The sequence below is a fragment of the Streptomyces sp. NPDC107500 genome, from assembly GCF_055582785.1.
Map to the genome: position 1 here is coordinate 199,488 of NZ_JBVJPF010000008.1, position 21,311 is coordinate 220,798.

General features: G+C 72.8%; 18 protein-coding genes and 1 tRNA gene. 8 read left to right on the plus strand and 11 right to left on the minus strand.

Annotated features, from left to right (window positions below):
* Window positions 1-33 precede the first annotated feature (33 nt).
* From ACZ67M_RS30140 to ACZ67M_RS30155, 4 genes are all read right to left on the minus strand, one after another.
* Window positions 34-2,109 (minus strand): PTS fructose transporter subunit IIABC, encoded by a 2,076-nt coding sequence (locus ACZ67M_RS30140; protein ID WP_469853638.1) that lies wholly within the window; start codon window positions 2,107-2,109, stop codon window positions 34-36.
* 97 nt (window positions 2,110-2,206) lie between these two features.
* A complete protein-coding gene (pfkB, locus tag ACZ67M_RS30145; protein ID WP_392017320.1) occupies window positions 2,207-3,154 on the minus strand; it encodes a 1-phosphofructokinase in 948 nt (315 codons plus the stop codon).
* On the minus strand, window positions 3,151-3,912 hold the full coding sequence (locus ACZ67M_RS30150) for a DeoR/GlpR family DNA-binding transcription regulator (protein WP_469853639.1): 762 nt from the start codon (window positions 3,910-3,912) through the stop codon (window positions 3,151-3,153). The genes pfkB and ACZ67M_RS30150 overlap by 4 nt, the downstream gene beginning before the upstream one ends.
* A gap of 146 nt (window positions 3,913-4,058) precedes the next feature.
* Window positions 4,059-5,609, minus strand: coding sequence for an MFS transporter (locus tag ACZ67M_RS30155; protein WP_469853640.1), 1,551 nt, complete (start codon window positions 5,607-5,609; stop codon window positions 4,059-4,061).
* Window positions 5,610-5,671: 62 nt separating this feature from the next.
* On the opposite strand from ACZ67M_RS30155, the gene ACZ67M_RS30160 reads away from it, so the two are divergent.
* On the plus strand, window positions 5,672-6,649 hold the full coding sequence (locus ACZ67M_RS30160) for a helix-turn-helix transcriptional regulator (protein ID WP_450734098.1): 978 nt from the start codon (window positions 5,672-5,674) through the stop codon (window positions 6,647-6,649).
* 9 nt (window positions 6,650-6,658) lie between these two features.
* On the opposite strand, the gene ACZ67M_RS30165 is transcribed toward ACZ67M_RS30160, so the two are convergent.
* Both ACZ67M_RS30165 and ACZ67M_RS30170 read right to left on the minus strand, forming a co-directional pair.
* Window positions 6,659-7,345: a TetR/AcrR family transcriptional regulator gene (locus tag ACZ67M_RS30165; RefSeq protein ID WP_469853641.1), complete on the minus strand. Its 687-nt coding sequence runs from the start codon at window positions 7,343-7,345 to the stop codon at window positions 6,659-6,661.
* Window positions 7,346-7,704: 359 nt separating this feature from the next.
* Window positions 7,705-8,703, minus strand: a complete 999-nt coding sequence (locus tag ACZ67M_RS30170) for a sigma-70 family RNA polymerase sigma factor (protein ID WP_122617530.1) — start codon at window positions 8,701-8,703, stop codon at window positions 7,705-7,707.
* Between the two features lie 181 nt (window positions 8,704-8,884).
* Between ACZ67M_RS30170 and ACZ67M_RS30175 the strand changes: the two genes are divergently transcribed.
* Entirely contained in the window at window positions 8,885-9,403 is a 519-nt protein-coding gene (locus tag ACZ67M_RS30175; RefSeq protein ID WP_392102597.1) for a GNAT family N-acetyltransferase, read from the plus strand.
* Between the two features lie 16 nt (window positions 9,404-9,419).
* On the opposite strand, the gene ACZ67M_RS30180 is transcribed toward ACZ67M_RS30175, so the two are convergent.
* Window positions 9,420-10,205 carry a dioxygenase family protein gene (locus tag ACZ67M_RS30180; protein ID WP_469853642.1) on the minus strand — a complete coding sequence of 262 codons (786 nt, stop codon included), beginning with the start codon at window positions 10,203-10,205 and terminating at the stop codon, window positions 9,420-9,422.
* 94 nt (window positions 10,206-10,299) lie between these two features.
* Between ACZ67M_RS30180 and ACZ67M_RS30185 the strand changes: the two genes are divergently transcribed.
* Entirely contained in the window at window positions 10,300-10,791 is a 492-nt protein-coding gene (locus ACZ67M_RS30185; RefSeq protein ID WP_122617532.1) for a MarR family winged helix-turn-helix transcriptional regulator, read from the plus strand.
* 100 nt (window positions 10,792-10,891) lie between these two features.
* Here the strand turns inward: ACZ67M_RS30185 and ACZ67M_RS30190 are convergent, their stop codons facing one another.
* Both ACZ67M_RS30190 and ACZ67M_RS30195 read right to left on the minus strand, forming a co-directional pair.
* On the minus strand, window positions 10,892-12,427 hold the full coding sequence (locus ACZ67M_RS30190; protein ID WP_161326720.1) for an MFS transporter: 1,536 nt from the start codon (window positions 12,425-12,427) through the stop codon (window positions 10,892-10,894).
* 102 nt (window positions 12,428-12,529) lie between these two features.
* On the minus strand, window positions 12,530-13,183 hold the full coding sequence (locus tag ACZ67M_RS30195; protein ID WP_469853643.1) for a TetR/AcrR family transcriptional regulator: 654 nt from the start codon (window positions 13,181-13,183) through the stop codon (window positions 12,530-12,532).
* Window positions 13,184-13,495: 312 nt separating this feature from the next.
* Here ACZ67M_RS30195 and ACZ67M_RS30200 point away from each other — a divergent pair, with 312 nt between their 5' ends.
* The gene (locus tag ACZ67M_RS30200) at window positions 13,496-14,791 is read left to right on the plus strand and encodes a M6 family metalloprotease domain-containing protein (protein ID WP_469853644.1); all 1,296 of its coding nucleotides are present in this window, start codon (window positions 13,496-13,498) and stop codon (window positions 14,789-14,791) included.
* Between the two features lie 35 nt (window positions 14,792-14,826).
* A complete protein-coding gene (locus ACZ67M_RS30205) occupies window positions 14,827-16,458 on the plus strand; it encodes an IclR family transcriptional regulator domain-containing protein (protein WP_469853645.1) in 1,632 nt (543 codons plus the stop codon).
* Window positions 16,459-16,496: 38 nt separating this feature from the next.
* Here ACZ67M_RS30205 and ACZ67M_RS30210 read toward each other — a convergent pair whose 3' ends face one another.
* Window positions 16,497-17,294 (minus strand): ABC transporter, encoded by a 798-nt coding sequence (locus tag ACZ67M_RS30210; protein WP_469853646.1) that lies wholly within the window; start codon window positions 17,292-17,294, stop codon window positions 16,497-16,499.
* A gap of 6 nt (window positions 17,295-17,300) precedes the next feature.
* Window positions 17,301-18,254, minus strand: a complete 954-nt coding sequence (locus tag ACZ67M_RS30215) for an ABC transporter ATP-binding protein (protein ID WP_469853647.1) — start codon at window positions 18,252-18,254, stop codon at window positions 17,301-17,303.
* A gap of 136 nt (window positions 18,255-18,390) precedes the next feature.
* Here ACZ67M_RS30215 and ACZ67M_RS30220 point away from each other — a divergent pair, with 136 nt between their 5' ends.
* The 3 genes from ACZ67M_RS30220 (at window position 18,391) to ACZ67M_RS30230 (ending at window position 21,254) form a co-directional block, all read left to right on the plus strand.
* The gene (locus ACZ67M_RS30220; protein WP_469853648.1) at window positions 18,391-20,124 is read left to right on the plus strand and encodes a sensor histidine kinase; all 1,734 of its coding nucleotides are present in this window, start codon (window positions 18,391-18,393) and stop codon (window positions 20,122-20,124) included.
* A gap of 32 nt (window positions 20,125-20,156) precedes the next feature.
* Window positions 20,157-20,828, plus strand: a complete 672-nt coding sequence (gene absA2 / locus ACZ67M_RS30225; RefSeq protein ID WP_469853649.1) for a two component system response regulator — start codon at window positions 20,157-20,159, stop codon at window positions 20,826-20,828.
* A gap of 353 nt (window positions 20,829-21,181) precedes the next feature.
* A tRNA-Arg gene (locus ACZ67M_RS30230) sits at window positions 21,182-21,254 on the plus strand.
* Window positions 21,255-21,311: the final 57 nt, after the last annotated feature.

Consider the following 21,311-nt stretch of genomic DNA (forward strand, 5'->3'; position numbering starts at 1 on the left):
CGGTGACGGCGGGAGCGTCCGGCCGCCCCGGCTCTACGCGGCCACCGGCTGCTTCGTCCCGGGTGCCGGGGCCGACGGGTCCGCGCCGCCGGACCCCTGGGCCGTAGCCCCCCGCGCCGGTTTGCGCAGGCCCTTGAGGACGATCACCAGGGCCGTGGTGACGCAGACGCCGGCCGCGATGGCGACCAGGTAGAGCAGCGGATTGCCGATCAGCGGGACCACGAAGATGCCGCCGTGCGGGGCCCGCAGCGTGGCGCCGAAGGCCATCGACAGGGCGCCGGTGACCGCGCCGCCCACCATCGAGGACGGGATGACCCGCAGCGGGTCGGCCGCGGCGAAGGGGATCGCGCCCTCGGAGATGAAGGAGGCGCCCAGCACCCAGGCGGCCTTGCCGTTCTCGCGCTCGGCGGCGTTGAAGAGCCGGCCTCGCACGGTGGTGGCCAGGGCCATCGCCAGCGGCGGGACCATGCCGGCCGCCATCACCGCCGCCATGATCTTCATCGCCGAGTCGCTGGGACTGGCGACCGCGATGCCCGCGGTGGCGAAGGTGTAGGCGACCTTGTTGACCGGGCCGCCCAGGTCGAAGCACATCATCAGGCCGAGGAGCGCGCCGAGCAGGACCGCGTTGGCGCCGGACAGGCCGTTCAGCCAGTCGGTCATCGCCGACTGGGCGGACGCGATGGGTTTGCCGATCACCACGAACATCAGGAACCCGACGACCGCCGCCGAGATCAGCGGGATCACCACCACCGGCATGATGCCGCGCAACGCCTTCGGGATGCGCACCCGTTGGATGGCCAGCACCACCGCACCCGAGATCAGACCGGCCGCCAGACCGCCGAGGAAACCGGCGTCGATGGTCAGCGCTATCGAGCCGCCGACGAAGCCGGGGACCAGGCCCGGCCGGTCGGCCATGCCGTAGGCGATGTAGCCGGCCAGCACCGGAACGAGGAAGGCGAAGGCCACGCCGCCGATCTGGAACAGCAGGGCCGCCCAGCTGTCCGCCTGGCTCCACACGAAGTGGTCCATCACGGACGGCGCCTTGTTGATCTCGTAGCCGCCGATCGCGAAGCCCAGGGCGATCAGCAGACCGCCCGCCGCGACGAACGGCACCATGTAACTGACGCCGGACATCAGCCACTTGCGGAGCTTCGTCCCGTACCCCTCGCCGGACTCGCCGCCCCGCTCGACCGGCGTCGCACCGGCGGCACCGGACGGATCCGTCGCCCCGGCCGCCGTGACCTCGCCGCGGGCCGCCTTCCCGCGCACCTCGCCGATCAGCTCGCCCGGCCGGTTGATGGCCGCCTTGACGCCGGTGTCGACGGTGGGCTTCCCGGCGAAGCGGTCCTTCTCGCGCACCGGCACGTCATGGGCGAGGATCACGCCGTCCGCCGCCGCGATCACCGCGGGGTCCAGCCGGTCGAACCCGGCCGAGCCCTGGGTCTCCACGACGACCTCGACGCCTTCCTCGCGGCCCGCGTTCTCCAGCGACTCGGCGGCCATGTAGGTGTGCGCGATGCCGGTGGGGCAGGAGGTGACGGCGACGATCCGGAAGGGGCGCCCGGACGGTCCGGGGTCCTCCCGGTCACCGGTGCCGACCGTGGCGGCCCCGGCGGAGGCCGCCGCCGGGGTCGCCACGGAGTCCTCGTCGCCGGCGGCGGCCGCGGGCTCCTCGCCGCGGATCAGCGCCGCCGCGTCCGCCGGGTCGCCCACCGCGCGCAGCGCGTCGGTGAACTCGGCGTTCATCAGCTGCCGGGCCAGGGCGGAGAGGATCGTCAGGTGGGCGTCGTCGGCGCCCGCCGGTGCGGCGATCAGGAAGACCAGGTCGGCCGGGCCGTCCGCCGCCCCGAAGTCGATGCCCCGCGCACTGCGCCCGAAGGCCAGCGTGGGCTCGGTGACGTGCTCGCTGCGGCAGTGCGGGATGCCGATGCCGCCGTCGAGGCCGGTCGGCATCTGCGCCTCGCGGGCGGCCACGTCGGCGAGGAAGCCCTCCAGGTCGGTCACCCGGCCCCGGAACGCCATCCGCTCGGCGAGGGCGCGCGCCGCCGCTTCCTTGGTGTCGGCGGACAGGTCGAGGTCGACCAGATCCGCACTGATCATGTCGCTCATCGCGGGCTCCTTAGCTCGCGTATCGCCCGGAACACGGGGTGCGGGGCGGGGGCGGGGAGGGGGACGCTTCGGTGGCGGCCGGGGACGGGGTCGGGGGTCATGACGCCGGCTCCCGCAGTGCGCGGTCCGTCGGCACCTCGGTGGTGACCGTCACGGCGGACGGATCCAGGTCGTCCGGCGCCGGCATCACGCTGCCCGGCAGCCGGACGGCGGCGGCGCCGTGCGCGACGGCGGAGGCGAGGGCGCCGGGCCCCGCTCCCCGGGCGATCAGGAACCCGGCGAGGGAGGAGTCACCGGCGCCCACGTTGCTGCGTACGGCGTCCACGCGGGCGTTGCCGAACCACGTGCCCTCCTCGGACACGAGCAGTTGCCCGTCGGCGCCCAGGCTGGCGAGCACGGACCGGGCGCCCAGCTCCCGCAGTTCCTCGGCGGCCTTCACGGCGTCGCCGACCGTGGCGAGGGGGCGCCCGACCGCCTCCGCGAGTTCCTCGGCGTTGGGCTTGACCACGTCGGGCCGCTCGCGCAGGGCCTGGAGCAGGGCGGGTCCCGAGGTGTCCAGGGCGATGCGGACACCGGCGGCGTGCGCCCGGGTGACCAGCTCGGCGTACCAGGAGGGGGCGAGGCCGCGGGGCAGGCTGCCGCAGCAGGCGATCCAGTCGGCGCCGGGCGACTGGCTCCGTACGGTCTCCAGGAGCAGTTCCCGTTCGGCGGCGGACAGTTCGGGACCCGGCGCGTTGATCTTCGTGAGGACGCCGTCGGCCTCGGCGAGCGCGATGTTGGAGCGGGTGGCCCCGGCGACCGGCACCGGGGCGACCTCGATGCCCTGGGCGTCCAGCAGGTCGGCCACGAGTGCTCCCGGCGCCCCGCCGAGCGGCAGTACCGCGACGGTGCGCCGGCCGGCCGCCGCCACCGCCCGCGAGACGTTCACGCCCTTGCCGCCCGGGTCCACGCGCTCGCCCGTGGCGCGGACGACCTCGCCGCGGTCGAGCGAGGGGACCTCGTAGGTGCGGTCCAGGGACGGGTTGGGGGTGACGGTGAGGATCATGCGCGTACCACTTCCGTGCCGGCGCGCTCGACGTCGCCCGCGTCTTCGGGGCTCAGCCCGCTGTCGGTGATCAGCAGGTCCACGTCGTGCAGGGCGCCGAAGCGGGCGAAGTGCTCCTGGCCGTACTTCGAGGAGTCGGCGACCAGCACCGCGCGGCGGGCGGCGGCCACGGCGGCCCGCTTGACGGCGGCCTCGGCGAGGTCCGGGGTGGTCAGGCCGTACTCGACGGAGAAGCCGTTGGCCGCCACCACCGTGACGTCGGCGCGGATCTCGCCGTACGCGCGCAGCGCCCAGGCGTCCACGGCGGCGCGGGTACGGTGCCGGACCCGGCCGCCGACCAGGTGGAGCTGGATGCCGGGGTGGTCGGCGAGGCGGGCGGCGATGGGCAGGCTGTGGGTGACGACGGTCAGCGAGCTCTCCGCCGGGATCGCCGCCGCGATACGGGCCACCGTCGAGCCGGCATCGAGGATCAGCGTGCCGTCGGTGGGCAGTTCGGCCAGGGCCGCCTTGGCGATCCGGTCCTTCTGGTCGGCGGCGGTGGACTCGCGCTCGGCGAGGTCGGGCTCGAAGTCGAGCCGCCCGGCGGGGATCGCGCCGCCGTGCACCCGGCGGAGCAGTCCGGCGCGGTCCAGCGCCGTGAGGTCGCGGCGGATGGTCTCCGCCGTCACCTGGAACTCCTCGGCGAGCGACACCACGTCCACCCGGCCACTGTCCCGGGCGAGCCGGAGGATCTCCTGCTGCCGCTCCGCTGCGTACATGACCATTCACCTCCGAACCATGCCCGAACCTGTGGTTTCTCTGGGAGGCTAACCCCGGTTTTCCGGAATGTAAACAGAGAAACACAGACGCTCGGACACGCTCAGGCATGAACGGGCATGGGCAGCGGAGGCCCGGACATTGGGGCTCAGAGCAGCGCGGGCTCCTTCTGCTCCGCCGGCTCCTTGGCCCCGGCCCCTTCCACGTGCTGCGCGGGCCGCTTGGGCAGCGCGAACATCAGCAGGAAGATGACGGCCATCACCCCGGCCACCCAGCCCAGCGCGTTCTGGAAGGCGTCCGCGTAGGCCGGGCCCAGGCGGGCGGGGGTGAGGTGGTCGCTCATCGTGCCGAAGAAGACCACCGACACCAGGCCGAGGCCGAGCGCGTTGCCCATCTGCTGCACGGTGTTGATGAGCCCGGACGCGGCCCCGGCGTGCTCACGCGGCACCTGGGACAGCACCGCGTCGGTCAGCGGCGCGACGATCAGGCCCATGCCGGCGCCCATCACGGTGAGCGGCAGTGCCATCTGCCAGGACGCGATGCCGAGGCCGTAGCGCTCGGACTCCCAGATGTAGAGCAGCACCCCGGCCGCCATCACCAGCGCGCCCGCCTGGAGCACCTTGCGTCCGAAGCGCGGGACCAGCAGCTGCACCGACACCCCGGCCGCCACCGAGACGGCGATCGAGAACGGCACTCCGGTCAGTCCGGCCCGCAGCGCGGTCCAGCCGAGTCCCACCTGCATGTACAGCGTCCACACCAGGAAGAAGACGCCGAGCGCGATACCGAAGACGGTCTGCACGGCGATACCGGCCGCGAAGCTCTTCACCCTGAACAGCGACAGCTCGACCAGCGGCGAGCCGTCCCGCGCGCTCTTGCGCCGCTCGTACGCCACCAGCACCGCGAGGACCACGAGCGAGCCGGCCATCGACAGGTACCCCCACAGCGGCCATCCCAGCTCCTCGCCGCGGGTGAGCGGGTAGACCAGCATCAGCATGCCGAGGGTGACCAGGGCGACCCCGACCAGGTCCAGCCGCAGGGCGCGCGGCGCCCTGGACTCCGTGATGAAGCGGCTGCCGAGGACGAGTCCCGCGATGCCGACCGGCAGGTTGATGAGGAAGATGGGCCGCCATTCGAGGCCGAAGAGGTTCCACTCGGTGAGCAGCGCGCCCAGCAGCGGGCCGGAGACGGCGCCGAGTCCGACGATCGCGCCGAACAGGCCGAAGACCTTGCCGCGTTCGTGCGCGGGGAAGGTGGCGTGCACGATCGACAGGACCTGCGGCACCATCAGCGCCGCCATGGCGCCCTGGAGGACGCGGGAGGCGACCAGCATCTCCGGGTTCGCCGCCAGACCGCACAGCGCGGACGCCAGGGTGAACCCGGCGATGCCGATGAGGAACACCCGCTTGCGGCCGTGGATGTCGCCGAGCCGCCCGCCGGTGATCAGACCGGCGGCGAAGGCGAGGGCGTAGCCGGCCGTTATCCACTGGATCTGGCTGACGGAGGCGCCCTCGTCCCGCTGGATCGACGGGATCGCGATGTTGACGATGGTGACGTCGACCAGGTCCATGAAGGCCGCGGTCATCACGATCGCCAGGGCGAACCAGCGGCGGCGGTCGCCCGCGGGCGGGGCGGGTGAAGCGGGCGGGGCGGGTGAAGCAGGCGGGGCGGGTGGCGTGTCCGGGGTCTGCGTGAAGGTCATGCGAGGAAGTTAGGGCGGCAGTAGGACGGATCACGTCCTAGATGTGCGGCATCCTCGGTGCCATGACGACGGACACCCCGGCCCGGCTGCTGACGCTCCTCTCCCTCCTCCAGACGCCCCGCGAATGGCCCGGCGGCGAACTGGCCGACCGGCTCGGCGTCTCCCGCCGCACGGTCCGGCGCGACATCGACCGGCTGCGCGAGCTGGGCTACCCCGTGCAGGCCACCATGGGCTCGGACGGCGGATACCGGCTGGTGGCCGGCAAGGCGATGCCGCCGCTCGTCCTCGACGACGAGGAGGCGGTGGCCATCGCGGTCGGGCTGCGCGCGGGCGCCGGGCACGCGGTCGAGGGCCTGGACGAGGCGTCGGTGCGGGCACTGGCCAAGCTGGAGCAGGTGCTGCCGTCCCGGCTGCGGCACCGGGTGACCACGCTCCAGGCCGCGACCACGCCGCTGACCAGCGGGGACGGCCCGAGCATCGCGCCCGGCACACTGACCGTCATGGCCTCGACGGTGGCCGGACACGAGCGGCTGCGGTTCGCCTACCGCGCGGGCGACGGCACCGAGTCGCGGCGCGTGACGGAGCCCTACCGGCTGGTGTCGACGGGACGCCGCTGGTACCTGATCGCCTACGACCTCGACCGCGACGACTGGCGGACCTTCCGGGTCGACCGGGTCAGCGAACCCTTCGCCACCGGCGCCCGGTTTACGCCGCGGGAGCTGCCCACCGGGGACGCGGCCGAATACCTGCGGCGCTCGATGCAGCGGCGCAACGACTCGTACGGGATCGAGGTCCTCTTCCTCGAACCGGCCGAGGCCGTCGCGGCACGGCTGCCGCAGTGGCTCGGGGCGCCGGAGGCGGTGGACGGCGGCACCTCGTGCGTCCTGCGGACGACGGTGTCCGACGCACCCGAGTGGATGGCGGTGCGGCTGGCGATGACGGGGCTGGAATTCCGCGTCCGGCAGCCGGCGGAACTGGTGGACCGGGTGCGGGAGCTGGGGGCGCGGCTGGGCCGGGCCGCGGAGCCGGGCGCCGGGTGACGGCGCGGCTCAGTCCCGTCCGGACGGTTCGTCCTCCCACGTGAAGCCGCGGAGGTCCGTCAGGTTCCGCAGGGCCTGGTCCAGCGGGCTGCGGGCCGTCTCGCCGGACGTCGCCCAGTGCTCCGCCGCGACGCGCACGGCGGCGCCCGCCACGGCGGCCGCGAAGTGGAGCCGGGGCGAGGCCGCGAGGCGTGCGGCAACGTTGTCGTCGCCGCCGGACATCCGCGCGGCCAGCGCCTCCACGAGTCCGCGTTCCGTGCTGTGGCAGACCTCCGCCCACACCTTGCGCAGCGCCGGGCTGCTCCCGGCCAGGCGGATCAGGGTGCGGGCCCACTCCCAGGAGGCGGCCGAGACTCCGGCGCCCGGGGTCAGGGTGTGCCGGACGGCGTGTTCCAGCGCCTCGGGCGGGGACAGCTCGGCCGGGGCGTCGCGGACCGCCCGCACCCAGCGCTCGGCGCCGAGGGCGTACAGCGGGGCGACGGCTTCCTCCTTGGCCGCGAAGTAGCGGTAGAAGGTACGCGGGGCGATTCCGGCGGTGCGGGCGATGTCCTCGGCCCGAGTGGCCCTGAGGCCCTGGCCGACGAAGAGGCGGGCCGCCGCGCGGGCGATCTCCATACGGGTCTCGGCCTTGCGCCGTTCGGTCAGGGAGACCGGTCCCGACCCGGGGTCGGGGAATGCGGGGATGGTGCTGCTCACTTCGGCAGGCTATGCCGCTGTGGCAGAATCTGCCATTCGGCGGGCCACCCCGGGGTTCAGGTTCGGGGTGTCCCGCCGGCCCGCTCGGCTCCCGGCAGGGAGAGAGCCGGGCTGCGGCACCCCGGGGGGAGGGGCGCCGAGCCCGGCTCGGGAAAGTCCCGGCACCGGGGGGAGTGCGTCGGGACGTGGTCCTCAAGGGCGGCGGGCCGGTGGTTCCGGGCCGCCTGCGGACGGGCCCGGAGTTCTTTTTCCCGGGCCCCCGCGGGTTGAAGCAGCGTTGTACGGCCATGTTTGCGCGGGGTTCGGCCACCGGCGTGCGCCCCACGCGCCACGTCACGCCCCCGCGTCACGCGCCGTCGCTACGCCGCCGCCTCGAAGCCGGTCGAGCGAGCCAGCTTCTTCAGCTCGAGCAGCGCGTGCTTCTCGATCTGCCGGATGCGCTCACGGGTGAGGCCGTGCTCCTTGCCGACCTCGGTCAGGGTGCGCTCGCGGCCGTCGACGATGCCGTACCGCATCTTGATGATGGAGGCGGTGCGCGGGTCGAGGCGGCCGATGAGGTCGTCCAGCTCCTCGCTGCGCAGCAGGGTCATCACCGACTGCTCGGGCGACACGGCGGAGGTGTCCTCCAGCAGGTCGCCGAACTGGGTCTCGCCCTCGTCGTCCACCGACATGTTCAGCGAGACCGGGTCGCGGGCCCAGTCGAGCACGTCGGTGACGCGCTCCGGGGTCGAGCCCAGCTCGGCCGCGATCTCGGCGGGCTCCGGCTCGCGGCCGTGCTCGCGGTTGAACTCGCGCTGCACGCGCCGGATCCGGCCCAGCTCCTCCACCAGGTGGACGGGCAGACGGATGGTGCGGGACTGGTCGGCGATGGACCGGGTGATGGCCTGGCGGATCCACCAGGTCGCGTAGGTCGAGAACTTGAAGCCCTTGCGGTAGTCGAACTTCTCGACCGCGCGGACCAGGCCGGCGTTGCCCTCCTGGATCAGGTCGAGCAGCGGCAGCCCGCTGCGCGGGTAGCGGCGGGCGACCGCGACGACCAGGCGGAGGTTGGACCGGATGAAGACGTCCTTCGCCCGCTCGCTCTCGTCGATCAGGGCCTGGAGTTCCTCACGGGTGGCATCCGCCCCGGTCTCCTCGTAGCCTTCGAGGACCTGCCGCGCGAAGACACCGGCCTCGATGGTCTGGGACAGCTCGACCTCCTTGGCGGCGTCGAGCAGCGGCGTACGCGCGATCTCGTCGAGGTACATGCCGACCAGATCGCGGTCGGCGAGCTCTCCGCCGTTGGCGCGGACGCTGGTTGCCGCGCCGGAGGTCTCGCCGGTGGCGGACTTACGACGGGCGACGGCACGGGTTGCCATGCGTGCTCCCTTGCGATGGTGGTTCAGCGAGTGATCCGGTGGACGCTCAGCACTGTGGGGGACTCTCCTCGGGTGCCCTGCATCCGATGGAAACAACGACTGGAATCCGGACAGAATTCCCAACCCGCCCCTCGATTTTTCTGATCATGCAGTACCCTGTGCCGCCGCAGGAGGTGGCGTGATGGCGACGGAACGTACGGATGTCCAGGTCAGACCGGGAGTCGAGGACGACCTCAAGGCACTCACCGACCTCTACAACCACTACGTGTGTGAGACGCCCATCACGTTCGACACCGAGCCCTTCACCGTGGAGGAGCGCCGCCCTTGGCTGCTCTCCCACCCTGAAGACGGCCCGTACCGGCTGAGGGTTGCCACGGACGCGGACTCACAGGAGATCCTGGGGTACGCCACCTCCAGCCCCTACCGCGCCAAGCCCGCCTACAAGACCTCGGTGGAGACCACCGTCTACGTCGCCCCGGGCGCCGGCGGCCGGGGCGTGGGCACGCTGCTCTACACGTCCCTGTTCGAGGCGCTGGCCGGCGAGGACCTGCACCGCGCCTACGCGGGCATTGCCCAGCCCAACGAGGCGTCGGCGCGGCTGCACGGGCGCTTCGGCTTCCGGTACGTCGGCACCTACCGCGAGGTGGGCCGCAAGTTCGGCCGCTACTGGGACGTGGCCTGGTACGAGAAGCCGCTGTAGCCCGCCCGGGCGGCGCTCAGCCGAACTGCACGGACCGCTTGGCCAGCCCCATCCAGAACCCGTCGATCACCGACCGCCGCAGTTCCAGCTCACCGGCCGCGTCCGCGGCCCCCATGGTCACGAACAGGGGCGCGAAGTGCTCGGTGCGCGGGTGGGCGAGCCGCCCCGCCGGGGACTTGCGGGCGAAGTCGAGCAGCCCGTCCACGTCACCGTCCTCCAGCGCACGCCGGCCCCAGTCGTCGAACTCCGCGGACCAGGAGGGGACGCCGCCCTGGCGCAGCGCGGCCAGGTTGTGGGTGAAGAAGCCGGAGCCGATGATCAGCACGCCCTCGTCGCGCAGCGGCGCGAGCCTGCGGCCGGTCTCCATCAGCCGTTCCGGGTCGAGGGTCGGCATGGAGACCTGGAGCACCGGGATGTCGGCGTCGGGGTACATCTCGACGAGCGGCACGTAGGCGCCGTGGTCGAGGCCGCGGTCGGGGACGTCCTGGACGGGGGTGCCGGGGGCGCGCAGCAGCTTACGGACCGACTCGGCCAGCGCGGGGGCGCCCGGGGCCTCGTAGCGCACCTGGTAGTAGTGCTCGGGGAAGCCCCAGAAGTCGTACACCAGGGGCAGGGTCGTGGTGGCGCCGAGGGCGAGCGGGGACTCCTCCCAGTGGGCGGAGACGACGAGGATCGCCTTCGGCCGGGGCAGTCCGGCGGCCCACGCGGCGAGCTGGCCGGGCCAGACCGGGTCGTCGGCGAGCGGCGGGGCGCCGTGGCTGAGGTAGAGGGCGGGCATGCGCTCCTGCGTGGCGGCGGTCATGACGGCTCCCGATACTTGAACTCTCAATCTCTACTGGGCCAATCTACCCCGAACTTGTTTAACTTTCAAGGAGTAATTCCGTAGAGTGGGACCCATGAACGACGAACCCCGGTGGCTGACCGACGAGGAGCAGCTCGTCTGGCGCTCCTACATCGAGGCCGCCACCCTCCTGGAGGACCACCTCGACCGGCAGCTCCAGCGCGACGCGGGCATGCCGCACGTCTACTACGGCCTGCTGGTCAAACTGGCCGAGTCGCCGAGGCGGCGGCTGCGGATGACGGAGCTGGCCCGCTACGCGAAGATCACCCGCTCCCGGCTCTCGCACGCGGTCGCCCGGCTGGAGAAGAACGGCTGGGTCCGCCGCGAGGACTGCCCCTCCGACAAGCGTGGCCAGTTCGCCATCCTCACCGACGAGGGGTACGCGGTGCTGAGCCGGACCGCTCCGGGTCACGTGGACGCCGTGCGCCAGGCCGTCTTCGACCGGCTCACCCCCGGACAGCAGAAGTCCCTCGGCGAGATCATGCGGATCGTCGCCGAGGGACTTCAGCCGAGCGAAGCGGGTGCGGACCTGCCCTGGCTGCGCTGAACGCGCGGCCGGGGCAGGTCCTGGGAGCCGTGTGCGGAGGGCGTCCCCTCCCCCCGCACACGGATGGAACGAAGGGCCCGAGCGGGTACCGGGTCCGGCGTCAGTGGGCGACGACCGGCACCGGCAGCTCGTCCTCGACCCCGTCGCCGGCGGCCGACCCGGTGACGGTGGTGCCGCCCGGGCGTCCGGCGTTGATGAAGGTCAGGGCGATGACGGCCGCCGCCACCAGGATGCCGACCGCGAACCAGATGGCGCTGGTGTAGCCCTGCACCTGGCCCTGGAGCTGGACCAGCTGCTGCTGGGACCGGGAGGTCGCGCCGCCGATGTGGTCGGCGACGTAGGACGTGGTGGCCGAGGCCGCGATGGTGTTCAGCAGCGCCGTACCGATCGCGCCGCCCACCTGCTGCGAGGTGTTGACCATCGCCGAGGCGACACCGGCGTCCCGCGCCTCCACGCCCATGGTGGCCATGGACATGGCCGGCATGAACGCCGTACCCATGCCGAGGCCGAGCAGGAGCATGCCGGGCAGCAGCACACCGGCGTAGGAGGTGTTGATCTCCAGCTGGGTCAGCAGCAGCATGCCGACGGCGGCGACCAGGAAGCCGGGGCCCATCAGCAGCCGGGGCGCGACCCGGGTCATCAGGCGGGTGCCGATCTGGGTGGAGCCCGTGATCATGCCCGCGATCATCGGCAGGAAGGCGAAGCCGGTCTTCACCGGCGTGTAGCCCTTCACGACCTGGAGGTAGTAGGTCAGGAAGAGGAACAGGCCGAACATCGCGATGATCGCCAGGCCCAGCGAGAGGTAGATCCCGCCGCGGTTGCGCTCGGTGATCACGCGCAGCGGCAGCAGCGGGGCCTTGACCCTCGACTCGACGATCACGAAGGTGAGCAGCAGCACGGCCGCGGCGACGAACATGCCGACGGTCAGCGCGTCGCTCCAGCCGTTGGACTCGGCGCGGGTGAAGCCGTAGACGAGCGAGACGAGGCCGAGGGTGGACAGGATCACGCCGGGGATGTCGAGCGGCGAGCGGTTGCGGCCGCCCTGGGGCTCACGGATGACCAGGTAGGCACCGGCCGCGGCGACGATGGCGAACGGGATGTTGACGAAGAACGTCCAGCGCCAGTTCAGGTACTCGGTGAGGAAACCGCCGAGGATCAGACCCACGGCGCCGCCGCCACCGGCGATCGCGCCGTAGATGCCGAAGGCCTTGGCGCGCTCCTTGGCGTCCGTGAACATCACGGCGAGCAGGGAGAGCGCGGCCGGCGCGAGCAGGGCGCCGAAGACGCCCTGGAGGGCGCGGGAGCCGAACATCATCGCCTCGTTGGTGGCCGCGCCGCCGAGCGCCGAGGCGACGGCGAAGCCGGCCAGGCCGGTGACGAAGGTGCGCTTGCGGCCCCACAGGTCGGCTATCCGGCCGCCGAACAGCAGCAGACCGCCGAAGGCGAGGGCGTAGGCCGTGACGACCCACTGCCGGTTGCCGTCGGAGATGCCGAGGTCCTGCTGGGCGGAGGGCAGGGCGATGTTCACGATGGTGGCGTCGAGGACCACCATCAGCTGGGCGAGCGCGATGAAGACGAGCGCTTTCCAGCGTCCGGCGTCCGGGACGCCGGGAGCCTTGACGGCTGTTTCAGACATGGGGATACCCACTTCGGGACTTCGTGACGGATAAAGGCGAGTAAAAGGGACGACTGACCTACGGCGACGGCCGGAGGGTCGGGTGTCGCGGGGCTGCTGGAGCTACTGGTCGCAGGGCCGGCGCAGATCCTCCATGGTCACTTCGCTGCCGGGCAGGACGGAGCGGGCCGGTGCCCGCAGTCCGTCCAGGAACAGCTGGAGATGGCGGTGGACGAACCGGTCGGCGCTCAGGCACCCCGTACCGGCCGGGGGCCGGCTCAGCTGGGCGGCGGCGATCATCAGGTCGCCCACGCCCACGTCGTTACGGAGCTGACCGGCCGCCTTCGCCCGGTCCATGACCTCGGCGACGAGTCGTTCGACCCGTTCGCGCGCCGCTTCCAGGTCGGGGTGGTGCTGGTCGAACGTGCTGGAGACCATCGGGCACAGGGCGCTGATCCGCTCGTCGGCGGAGGCGTGCACGAAGCGCTCCAGCGCCTCGAACGCGTCACCGGTCTCCGCGAGGGCCACCTCGGCCGCCCGTGCCGTGCGGTCCATGACCGAGCAGACGACCTCACGGACGAGGGCGTCGCGGTCGGGGAAGTTGCGGTACACCGTGGCGTTGCCCACGCCGGCCCGGCGGGCGATCTCGTCGAGCGGCACCTCGGGGCCGTGCTCGACGAACATCTCCCGGGCGGCGGTGACGATCCGCTCCCGGTTGCGCAGAGCGTCGGCACGCGGCCGGGGCACCTTGCGCTGCTCGGGGGTCGCGGTCTGCACGGCGTACTCCTTGGCGTGAGGTTCGCGATCCGGGGAGGCAGTCCCCGTTTCGCTCGGACACAGGGCTAAACGGGGAAACGATCCCCGGTTATTTCCCGGACCCGGAAAGAAACACCGTGACCTGAGTCACACCACCGGAATGATCCGGTTCCTCACCCTCCGTGAGGCCTCAACACCCGTCCCCCGGACGGAAGCTACCGGCGAGAAACCCACGATCGGCCGCTCCAGCGCGCGCCCGCACACCCCTCGGCACAGGGTGAGCGCAGGAGCGCAGCCGGTGCCGGGCGGCTGCCGTGATCCGCGGAGGTCCGCATGCAGGCGCAGCCGCCGAGCCGACGCATACGCCCGCGCCGGCTGGCCGCGATCGGGACCGTCGGCGTCCTGACCCTCGCGCTCAGCACCTCGGCGAGCACCGGCGGCCTCGCGCCGGGCACCGCGCCCGCGGGCGCCGGACCGGCCGCCCTCTCCCGCTCCTCCACGCACGGCCCCTGCATGATCAGTGGCGGACCCGAGATCCAGATGTCCGAGGGCGTCCCGACCTCCGCCGGCTACGCCCCCTCCACCGGCACCATCCGGGCCCTGAACCTGATGATCGACTTCTCCGACGCGCCCGGCGAGGGTGAGGCGCTCGACCGGTTCGCGGAGTTCTTCCCGAAGACCGAGGAGTGGTTCCGCACCAGCTCCTACGGCCGCCTCGACTACCGCCCCGAGACCCCCATGGGGGACTGGCTGCGGATGCCGAAGTCGTTCGCGGAGTACGGCATAGAGCGCGGCGCCCCCTTCGAACCCGGCTACCGCAAGATGGTCCAGGACCTCGTGGCGACGGCCGACGCGAAGGTGGACTTCCGCTCCTACGACCTGCTGAACGTGCTGGTCACCCCGAACGCGGGCCCGTCCGCCCTGGACACGGTGCTGTCCGTGACCTTCGCCGGGAACGCCGACGCCCCGGTCGCCGACGGCGTCCCGGTGGCCAACGCGTCCTTCGTCTACTCCCGCCAGGACGACGGCTCCGGCTCCTACGACGAGACCGGCTACCGGGTGCTGCCGCACGAGAACGGCCACGTCTTCGGACTCCCCGACCTCTACACCCAGGACGGCGGGGGCGCGGTCGGGCACTGGGACATCATGAGCGAGGACTGGGGCGCCAACAACGACCTCCTCGGCTGGCACAAGTGGAAGCTGGGCTGGCTCGACCCCTCCCAGGTGCACTGCGCCGCCGCGGCCGGGACGACCGAGTACACGCTGACGCCGCTGGCCCGCAAGGGCGGCGACAAGCTGGTGGTCGTCCCGCTGGACGGCGAGTCCGGCTACGCGGTGGAGCTGCGCACCCATGCGGGCAACGACGAGACGGTGTGCCGGCCGGGTGTACTGGTCTACAAGGTCGACGCGGACGTCGACACCGGCATGGGCCCGGTGAAGGTCTACGACTCCCAGCGCGACAGCGGCGGCTGCACCCGCGGTCCGAACGTCCACGCCGAACTCTCCGACGCCGCCTTCACCCCGGGCGAGACCTTCCAGGACCCGGCCCGGAACGTCACGATCAAGGTGTCGGGTGCGGACGGGAACGGCGACCACCGGGTGCGGGTCACCCGCGGCGAGCGGGATTAACGTAGCCCTGCCGCGAACGCCGTACCGGAGAGCCGATGCCCGCCAACACCACGAACGCCGTCGCACGCGACGGGGCCGCCGCCGTGCCGGACGAGGCGGTGGCGCCGCTGCTGCGCGGGATCGCCGTGCTGCGCCGGCTGACCGAGGCGGACGGCGGCGCGCTCAGCCTCAGCGGGCTGGAGAAGGCCACCGGCCTGGCCCGGTCCACCGTGGACCGCCTCACCGCGACCCTCGCCCGCGTCGGATACGTCCGCCTGGACGGCCGCGACGTGTCCCTCGCCCCCCGGCTGATGGAACTCGGCAACGCCTACCTCGCCGCGCTCCGCCTGCCCGACCTGCTGGCCGCCCGCGCCGACGCCCTCGCCGACAAACTGGACGAGTCGGTGTCGCTGGCGGTCGGCGACCGGGACGGCATCCGCTTCATCCACCAGGCCACCCGCCGCCGCGCGATGTCGCTGAGCTTCCGCATCGGCGACCTCCTGCCCGCCGAACGCACCGCGCCGGGGCCGCTGTTCGCCGCCGAGTGGACGCCGGCCGACTGGCACCGCTGGCACCGGCGCCGGGCGGCCGACCCGGAGGACCGCGGCTTCCCTGCCGTACCGCCGCGCGAACACGGCACCCCCGACGAGGACTTCGAGCGGCGTACGGAGCGGGCGGCGGGCGACGGATGGGCGCTGGACGACCAGTTGATCGAACCGGGCCTGGTGGCGGTCTCGGTCCCGGTGCGCGACCCCGCCACCGGACGGGTGGCCTGCGTGGCGAGCGTGGTGAGCCACACCAGCCGCCACACCGCACCGGACCTGCGGGCCGCCCTGCTCCCCCGGCTGCGCGCGGCCGTCGCCGCGATGGAGGACGACCTGCGCACCGCGCCGCCACCGGAACCGGGGCCGCCGCCCTCCGGCCTGGCCACCTGGACCGGTGCGTCCAAACAGGAGCTGGGCAGGGAGTTCGTGGAGTCGCTGGCCCGCGGGCTGACCGTGCTGACCGCCTTCGGCGCGGGCCGCCCGGCGCTGACCCTCACCGAGGTCGCGAAGGCCACCGGCCTGGCCCGCGCGACCGCCCGCCGGGCGCTGATCACCTACGAGCACGCGGGGCTGGTGACACCGGCGCCAGACCGGGCGTTCGCGCTCACCCCCCGGGTGCTCTCCCTCGGCTTCCCTCCGCTCTCCCGCACGTCCCTGCCCGAGATCGCCCAGCCGCACCTGACCGCGCTGGCCGGCCGGGTGCACGAGTCGGCGGCGCTGGCCGTCCTGTCGGAGACCGGTGAGGAGATCCAGTACACGGCCCGGGCGTCCACCGGCCGCGTGCTGAGCGCCCGGGTCACGGTCGGTACCCGGCTGCCCGCGTACGCGACCGCGTTGGGACGCGTGCTGCTGGCCGGCCGCCCGGACGGCGCCGGGACACCGTCCGACGTGCTGCGGGAGGTGCGGGCGCGGGGCCACGCCCTGGTCGACGAGGAGCTGGAGGCCGGGCTGCGCGCCGTCGCGGTCCCGGTGCGGGACCGTACGGGACGGGTGGTGGCCGCCGTGAACGTGGCGATGCACGCGGCCCGCCGGACGACGGAGGAGTGCGTGACGCGGGTCCTGCCGGAGCTGCGGCGCACGGCGGACCTCATCGAGACCGAACTGCGGGTGGCGGGACGCTTCTGCCGGGTGCCCGCGGTCTGAACCGGCGGCAACGGGGGCGGCGCGGGGGCGGGTTCGACCTAGGCATCCCGGCGGCGCAGGACCGCGGCACCGGCGACGTGGGCGGCCAGCGCCCACAGCAGGAGGACCAGCAGGGCGGTTCCGCCGCCGTACGGGTCGCCGTCCTGGGTCAGCAGGACGGTGCCGGCGACGCCGGGCATGTGGTCGGAGGCGGTCTCCAGCCACTTGGCGCCCACGACCCCCATCAGTTGGGGCAGGGCGAGCAGCACCATGATGAGGGTCGTGATGGTGCCCGCGGCGCTGCGCAGGACGGTGCCGAGCCCGATCGCCATGACGGCGAGGAGGGCGAGGTAGACCCCGGCGCCGAGCGCGGTGCCGAACAACTGGCCGCCGGTGTAGTCGCCGTGGTCGCCCATCAGGGGCGCGGCCACCAGGGTGCCCAGCAGGCTGAAGACGAAGCCGGCGACGGCCACGACCGCGGCGATCACCAGCGTCTTGGAGCGGAGCATCCGGCCGCGCTTGGGCACGCTCTGGAGCGTGGTGCGGATGGAGCCGCTGGAGTACTCGCCGGTGAGGGCGAGGGTGGCGAGCACCACGATGGCCAGCTGGGAGATGAGGAAGGCCTGCGAGGCGTGGTGCGGAGCGGGCATCGTGACGTCGAGGCCCTTCTTCGCGCTGGCGTCGGCCGACGCGCCGACGATGGCGGCGAAGCCCGCGGTGAGCGCCAGGCCGACGGCCAGGTTCCACCAAGTGGCCCGGACGCTCCAGAACTTGATCCACTCGAACGCGAGGGCGCCCGTGAAGCCGCCGCCCTTCACGGGGCCCACGACCTTGGGGAGGGTGGTTGTACCAGTCATGTCCAGTCACGCCTTCCGATGGTCCGGGACTTCGGTGACCCGGGCGGGCGCGGGAGAGCCGTACTCCACGCTCGCGGCGGTGAGTTCCATGTACGCCTGTTCCAGGCTGGCCCTGCGCATGCCGAGTTCGTGGATGGGGACGCGGCGGTGGAAGGCCAGGTCGCCGATCTCCTCCAGGGTGCCGCCCACGACGAGGAGTTCGCCGGGCTCGGAGCCGGCGTCCGGCTCGACCCGCAGACCGAACTCCAGCAGCTCGCGCCTGAGCACGTCGGGCTGCGGGGTCCGGACCCGGACGGCGGTGAGTGAGCTGCCCGCGATGACCTCCTCGATCGGTGCGTCGGCGATGATCTTTCCGCGGCCGATGACCAGGAGATGGTCGGCGGTCTCCTGCATCTCGCTCATCAGGTGACTGGAGACGAGGATCGTCCTGCCCTCGTCGGCCAGGGAGCGCATCAGCTCGCGGACCCAGCGCACACCGTCCGGGTCGAGGCCGTTGACCGGCTCGTCGAAGAGCAGCACCTCCGGGTCGCCCAGCAGGGCCGCGGCGATGCCGAGCCGCTGGCCCATGCCGAGGGAGAAGGAGCCGATGCGCTTCTTCGCCACCTCGGTCAGGCCGACGGTCTCCAGGACCTCGGCGACCCGGGAGGCCGGGATGCCGTTGCTGCGGGCCAGGCCGAGCAGGTGCTGGTGGGCCGAGCGGCCGGGGTGACCCGCGCGGGCGTCGAGCAGGGCACCGACTTCGCGCAACGGGTGCCGCAGCTCCTCGTACCGCTCGCCTCCCACCAGGGCCCGCCCGGACGTCGGCGCGTCCAGACCGACGATCATGCGCATGGTCGTCGACTTTCCCGCGCCGTTCGGGCCGAGGAATCCGGTGACCTTTCCCGGGTTGACCTCGAACGAGAGGTCCGAGACGGCCGTCTTGTCGCCGTACCGCTTGGTCAGTCGCTCCAAAGTGATCATCGTCTGGTGGCTCCTTCCAAAGTCACGTCCTCGACGCTAGGGAGAGGGGAGGGGCGAAAACATCTGGCGATCGGCAACGACCACATATGACTTTCGGCAGATCCGGAGCCCGCGACGCCTCTTGTAGCGTGCTGGAATGCAGCGATGGCAGGCCGTGCGCGGACGAACCGAATCGCTTCTGCGGGCCCTGGGCTCCGAACGCCCGTTGGCCCGGCGCGGCGATGTGGTCCTGCTCCTGGTACTGCTGGCGCCCTCCGCCTTCAGCACCGAGGCGCTCGTGAGCACGCCGGTCAGCCGGCTGACCGCGTGCCTGGTCATCACCGCGGCGGTGGTGGTGCGGCGCACCGCGCCACTGCTGTCGCTGCTGCTCGCGGCGCTCCTCACGCTGCTTCACCCGTGGTTCGGCGCGAGCCTGTGGCCGTCGCTGGCGACGGTGGTGCTGAGCTGTCTCGCGGGCCGCAGACTGACCCGGCTGTGGCCGGCCCACCTGGTGTTCCTGTGCGTCGCGGTGGCCGGGCTCCTGCTGGTGGGCACGGTCGCCCAGTCCGAGGACTGGCTGAGCCTGCTGATGACGGAGTTCATCGCCTGTGTGCTGCCCTGGTGGGCGGGCAACTGGTGGCGCCAGCGCACCGCGTTGACGCACGCCGGCTGGGAGCACGCCGAGCAACTGGAGTGGCGCCAGCGCTACATCGCCGACCAGGCGCGGCTGAAGGAGCGGGCCCGGATCGCGCAGGACATGCACGACTCCCTGGGCCACGAGCTGAGCGTGATGGCGCTGCTCGCCGGTGGTCTCGAACTGGCCCCCGGTCTGCCGGAGCGGCACCGGGAGTCCGCCGGGCAGCTGCGCGAGCGGTGCACGACGGCCACCGAGCGGCTGCACGAGGTGATCGGGCTGCTGCGGGAGGACCCCACGCCCTCGCTGACCCCCGCTCACGAGTCCATCGCCCAGCTCGCTCGCCGCTTCCAGCGGTCGGGCACGCCGGTGGAGTTCCAGGAGGACGGGGCACGGGACCGGCCGGGCACCCCGCTGCTGTCCGGCCTCGCGGCCTACCGGGTGGCGCAGGAGGCTCTGACCAACGCGGCCAAGCACGCGCCGGGCGCCCCCGTCACCGTACGGGTCAAGCACACGGCGGACGAGACCGTGGTCTCGGTCGTCAACGAACGGCCGGAGCAGGCTGCGGACGCGCCCGCGACGGGCAGCGGGTCCGGGCTGATCGGCCTCGACGAACGCGTCCGGCTCGCGGGCGGCACGCTGCGGACCGGCCCGCGGGCCGGCGGCTTCGAGGTGCACGCGCGCCTGCCGCGCAGCCCGTTCTCGCCGTCGCGGCACATCGAACCGCCGGGCACCGGCATTGGCGGTCCGGAACTGCACCCCGCCGACCACGACGCGGTCGGCGGCGACGAGGACGCGGATGCCTGGGCCGCTACGACCGGACTGGGCGCCGGAGCCGGGGCCGACGGGGCCCGGCCCGCGGCCGCCGCACCGCGGCTCAGCGCCTCGCGGACCACGCTGCTGCGCACCCGGGCCCGGCTCAGGCGCGACGCGCGGCGGGCCGCGTTGCTCCCGGTGGCGCTCGGTGCCGCCATCGTGGCGCTCCTCGGCGGGCTCTACGTCCTCACCTCGGCGACGACGTCGCTCAGCCCCGAGGACTACGCGGGGATACGTGTCGGGGAGACGCGCGACGAGCTGAGGCCGGTGCTGCCGGACCGGTGGATCAGGAAGCCGCCGCCGGTCACCTCCGAGCCCGCCGTGCCGGCCGGGGCGACCTGCGAGTACTACCGGGCGAGCAGGAATCTCCTCGACTTCGGCGACACCATGTACCGGCTGTGTTTCGAGGACGATGTCCTCACGGCCAAGGACACGCTCTGACCACCCGTCTCTCACCACCTGGGAAGGACCGGATGATTCGCGTACTGCTCGCCGACGACGAGGCCATCGTCAGGGCCGGGGTCCGCTCCATCCTGACGACCGAGCCGGGCATCGAGGTGGTCGCCGAGGCGTCCGACGGGCGGGAAGCGGTCGAACTGGCCCGCAAGCACCGCCCCGACGTGGCGCTGCTCGACATCCGGATGCCTCAGATGGACGGCCTGACCGCCGCGGGTGAACTGCGGACCACCAACCCGGACACCGCGGTCGTCGTCCTCACCACCTTCGGGGAGGACAAGTACATCGAGCGGGCCCTCTACCAGGGCGTCGCCGGATTCCTCCTCAAGGCGTCCGACCCGCGCGACCTGATCTCCGGTGTGCGGGCGGTGGCGTCCGGAGGGTCCTGTCTCTCCCCGCTGGTGGCGCGGCGGCTGATGACCGAGCTGCGCCGGACGCCCTCGCCGCGCTCGGAGGTCTCCGGGGAGCGCACCAAGCTGCTGACCAAGCGGGAGCGGGAGGTCCTCGGCATGCTGGGGGCCGGGCTGTCCAACGGGGAGATCGCGCAGCGGCTGCACCTGGTCGAGGGCACGATCAAGACGCATGTCAGCGCCATCTTCACCCAGTTGCAGGTCCGCAACCGGGTACAGGCGGCGATCATCGCCTACGAGGCGGGGCTGGTGCGGGATGCCGACCCCGGGCCTGCCTGACCACACCCGCCGTCCGCCCGAAGGCCGGCCCGCGAGTCGGCGCCGGTACCGCCGACACCGGTGACGGCCACGGGCCCCGCGGCCACGCCGCTTCCATCCCCTCTCCGGCCGGCGAGACGACTTCCCCCACACTGAGATCCGCGCCTCCTCACCGGCGAGGCCCACGCCGGTCTCCTCCTCGATCCGCACCACCGACTTGGGGTCGTTATCAGGGGCACGGAGGCGGGCAAAAGGGACGCACCGGATGCAGGCGCCCACCCGGAACCCCCCACTCCCCACCTCGCCCGCCACCACCCCTCCCTCACCCCACCCGCTACACTGTCCGCGACGGCCCAGCCCTGCCGGGCCGCCCCGCCTTCGTAGCTCAGGGGATAGAGCACCGCTCTCCTAAAGCGGGTGTCGCAGGTTCGAATCCTGCCGGGGGCACAGAGAAGCATGTGATCAGAGGCCCTCCCGTCCGACGGACAGGAGGGCTTCTGGCGC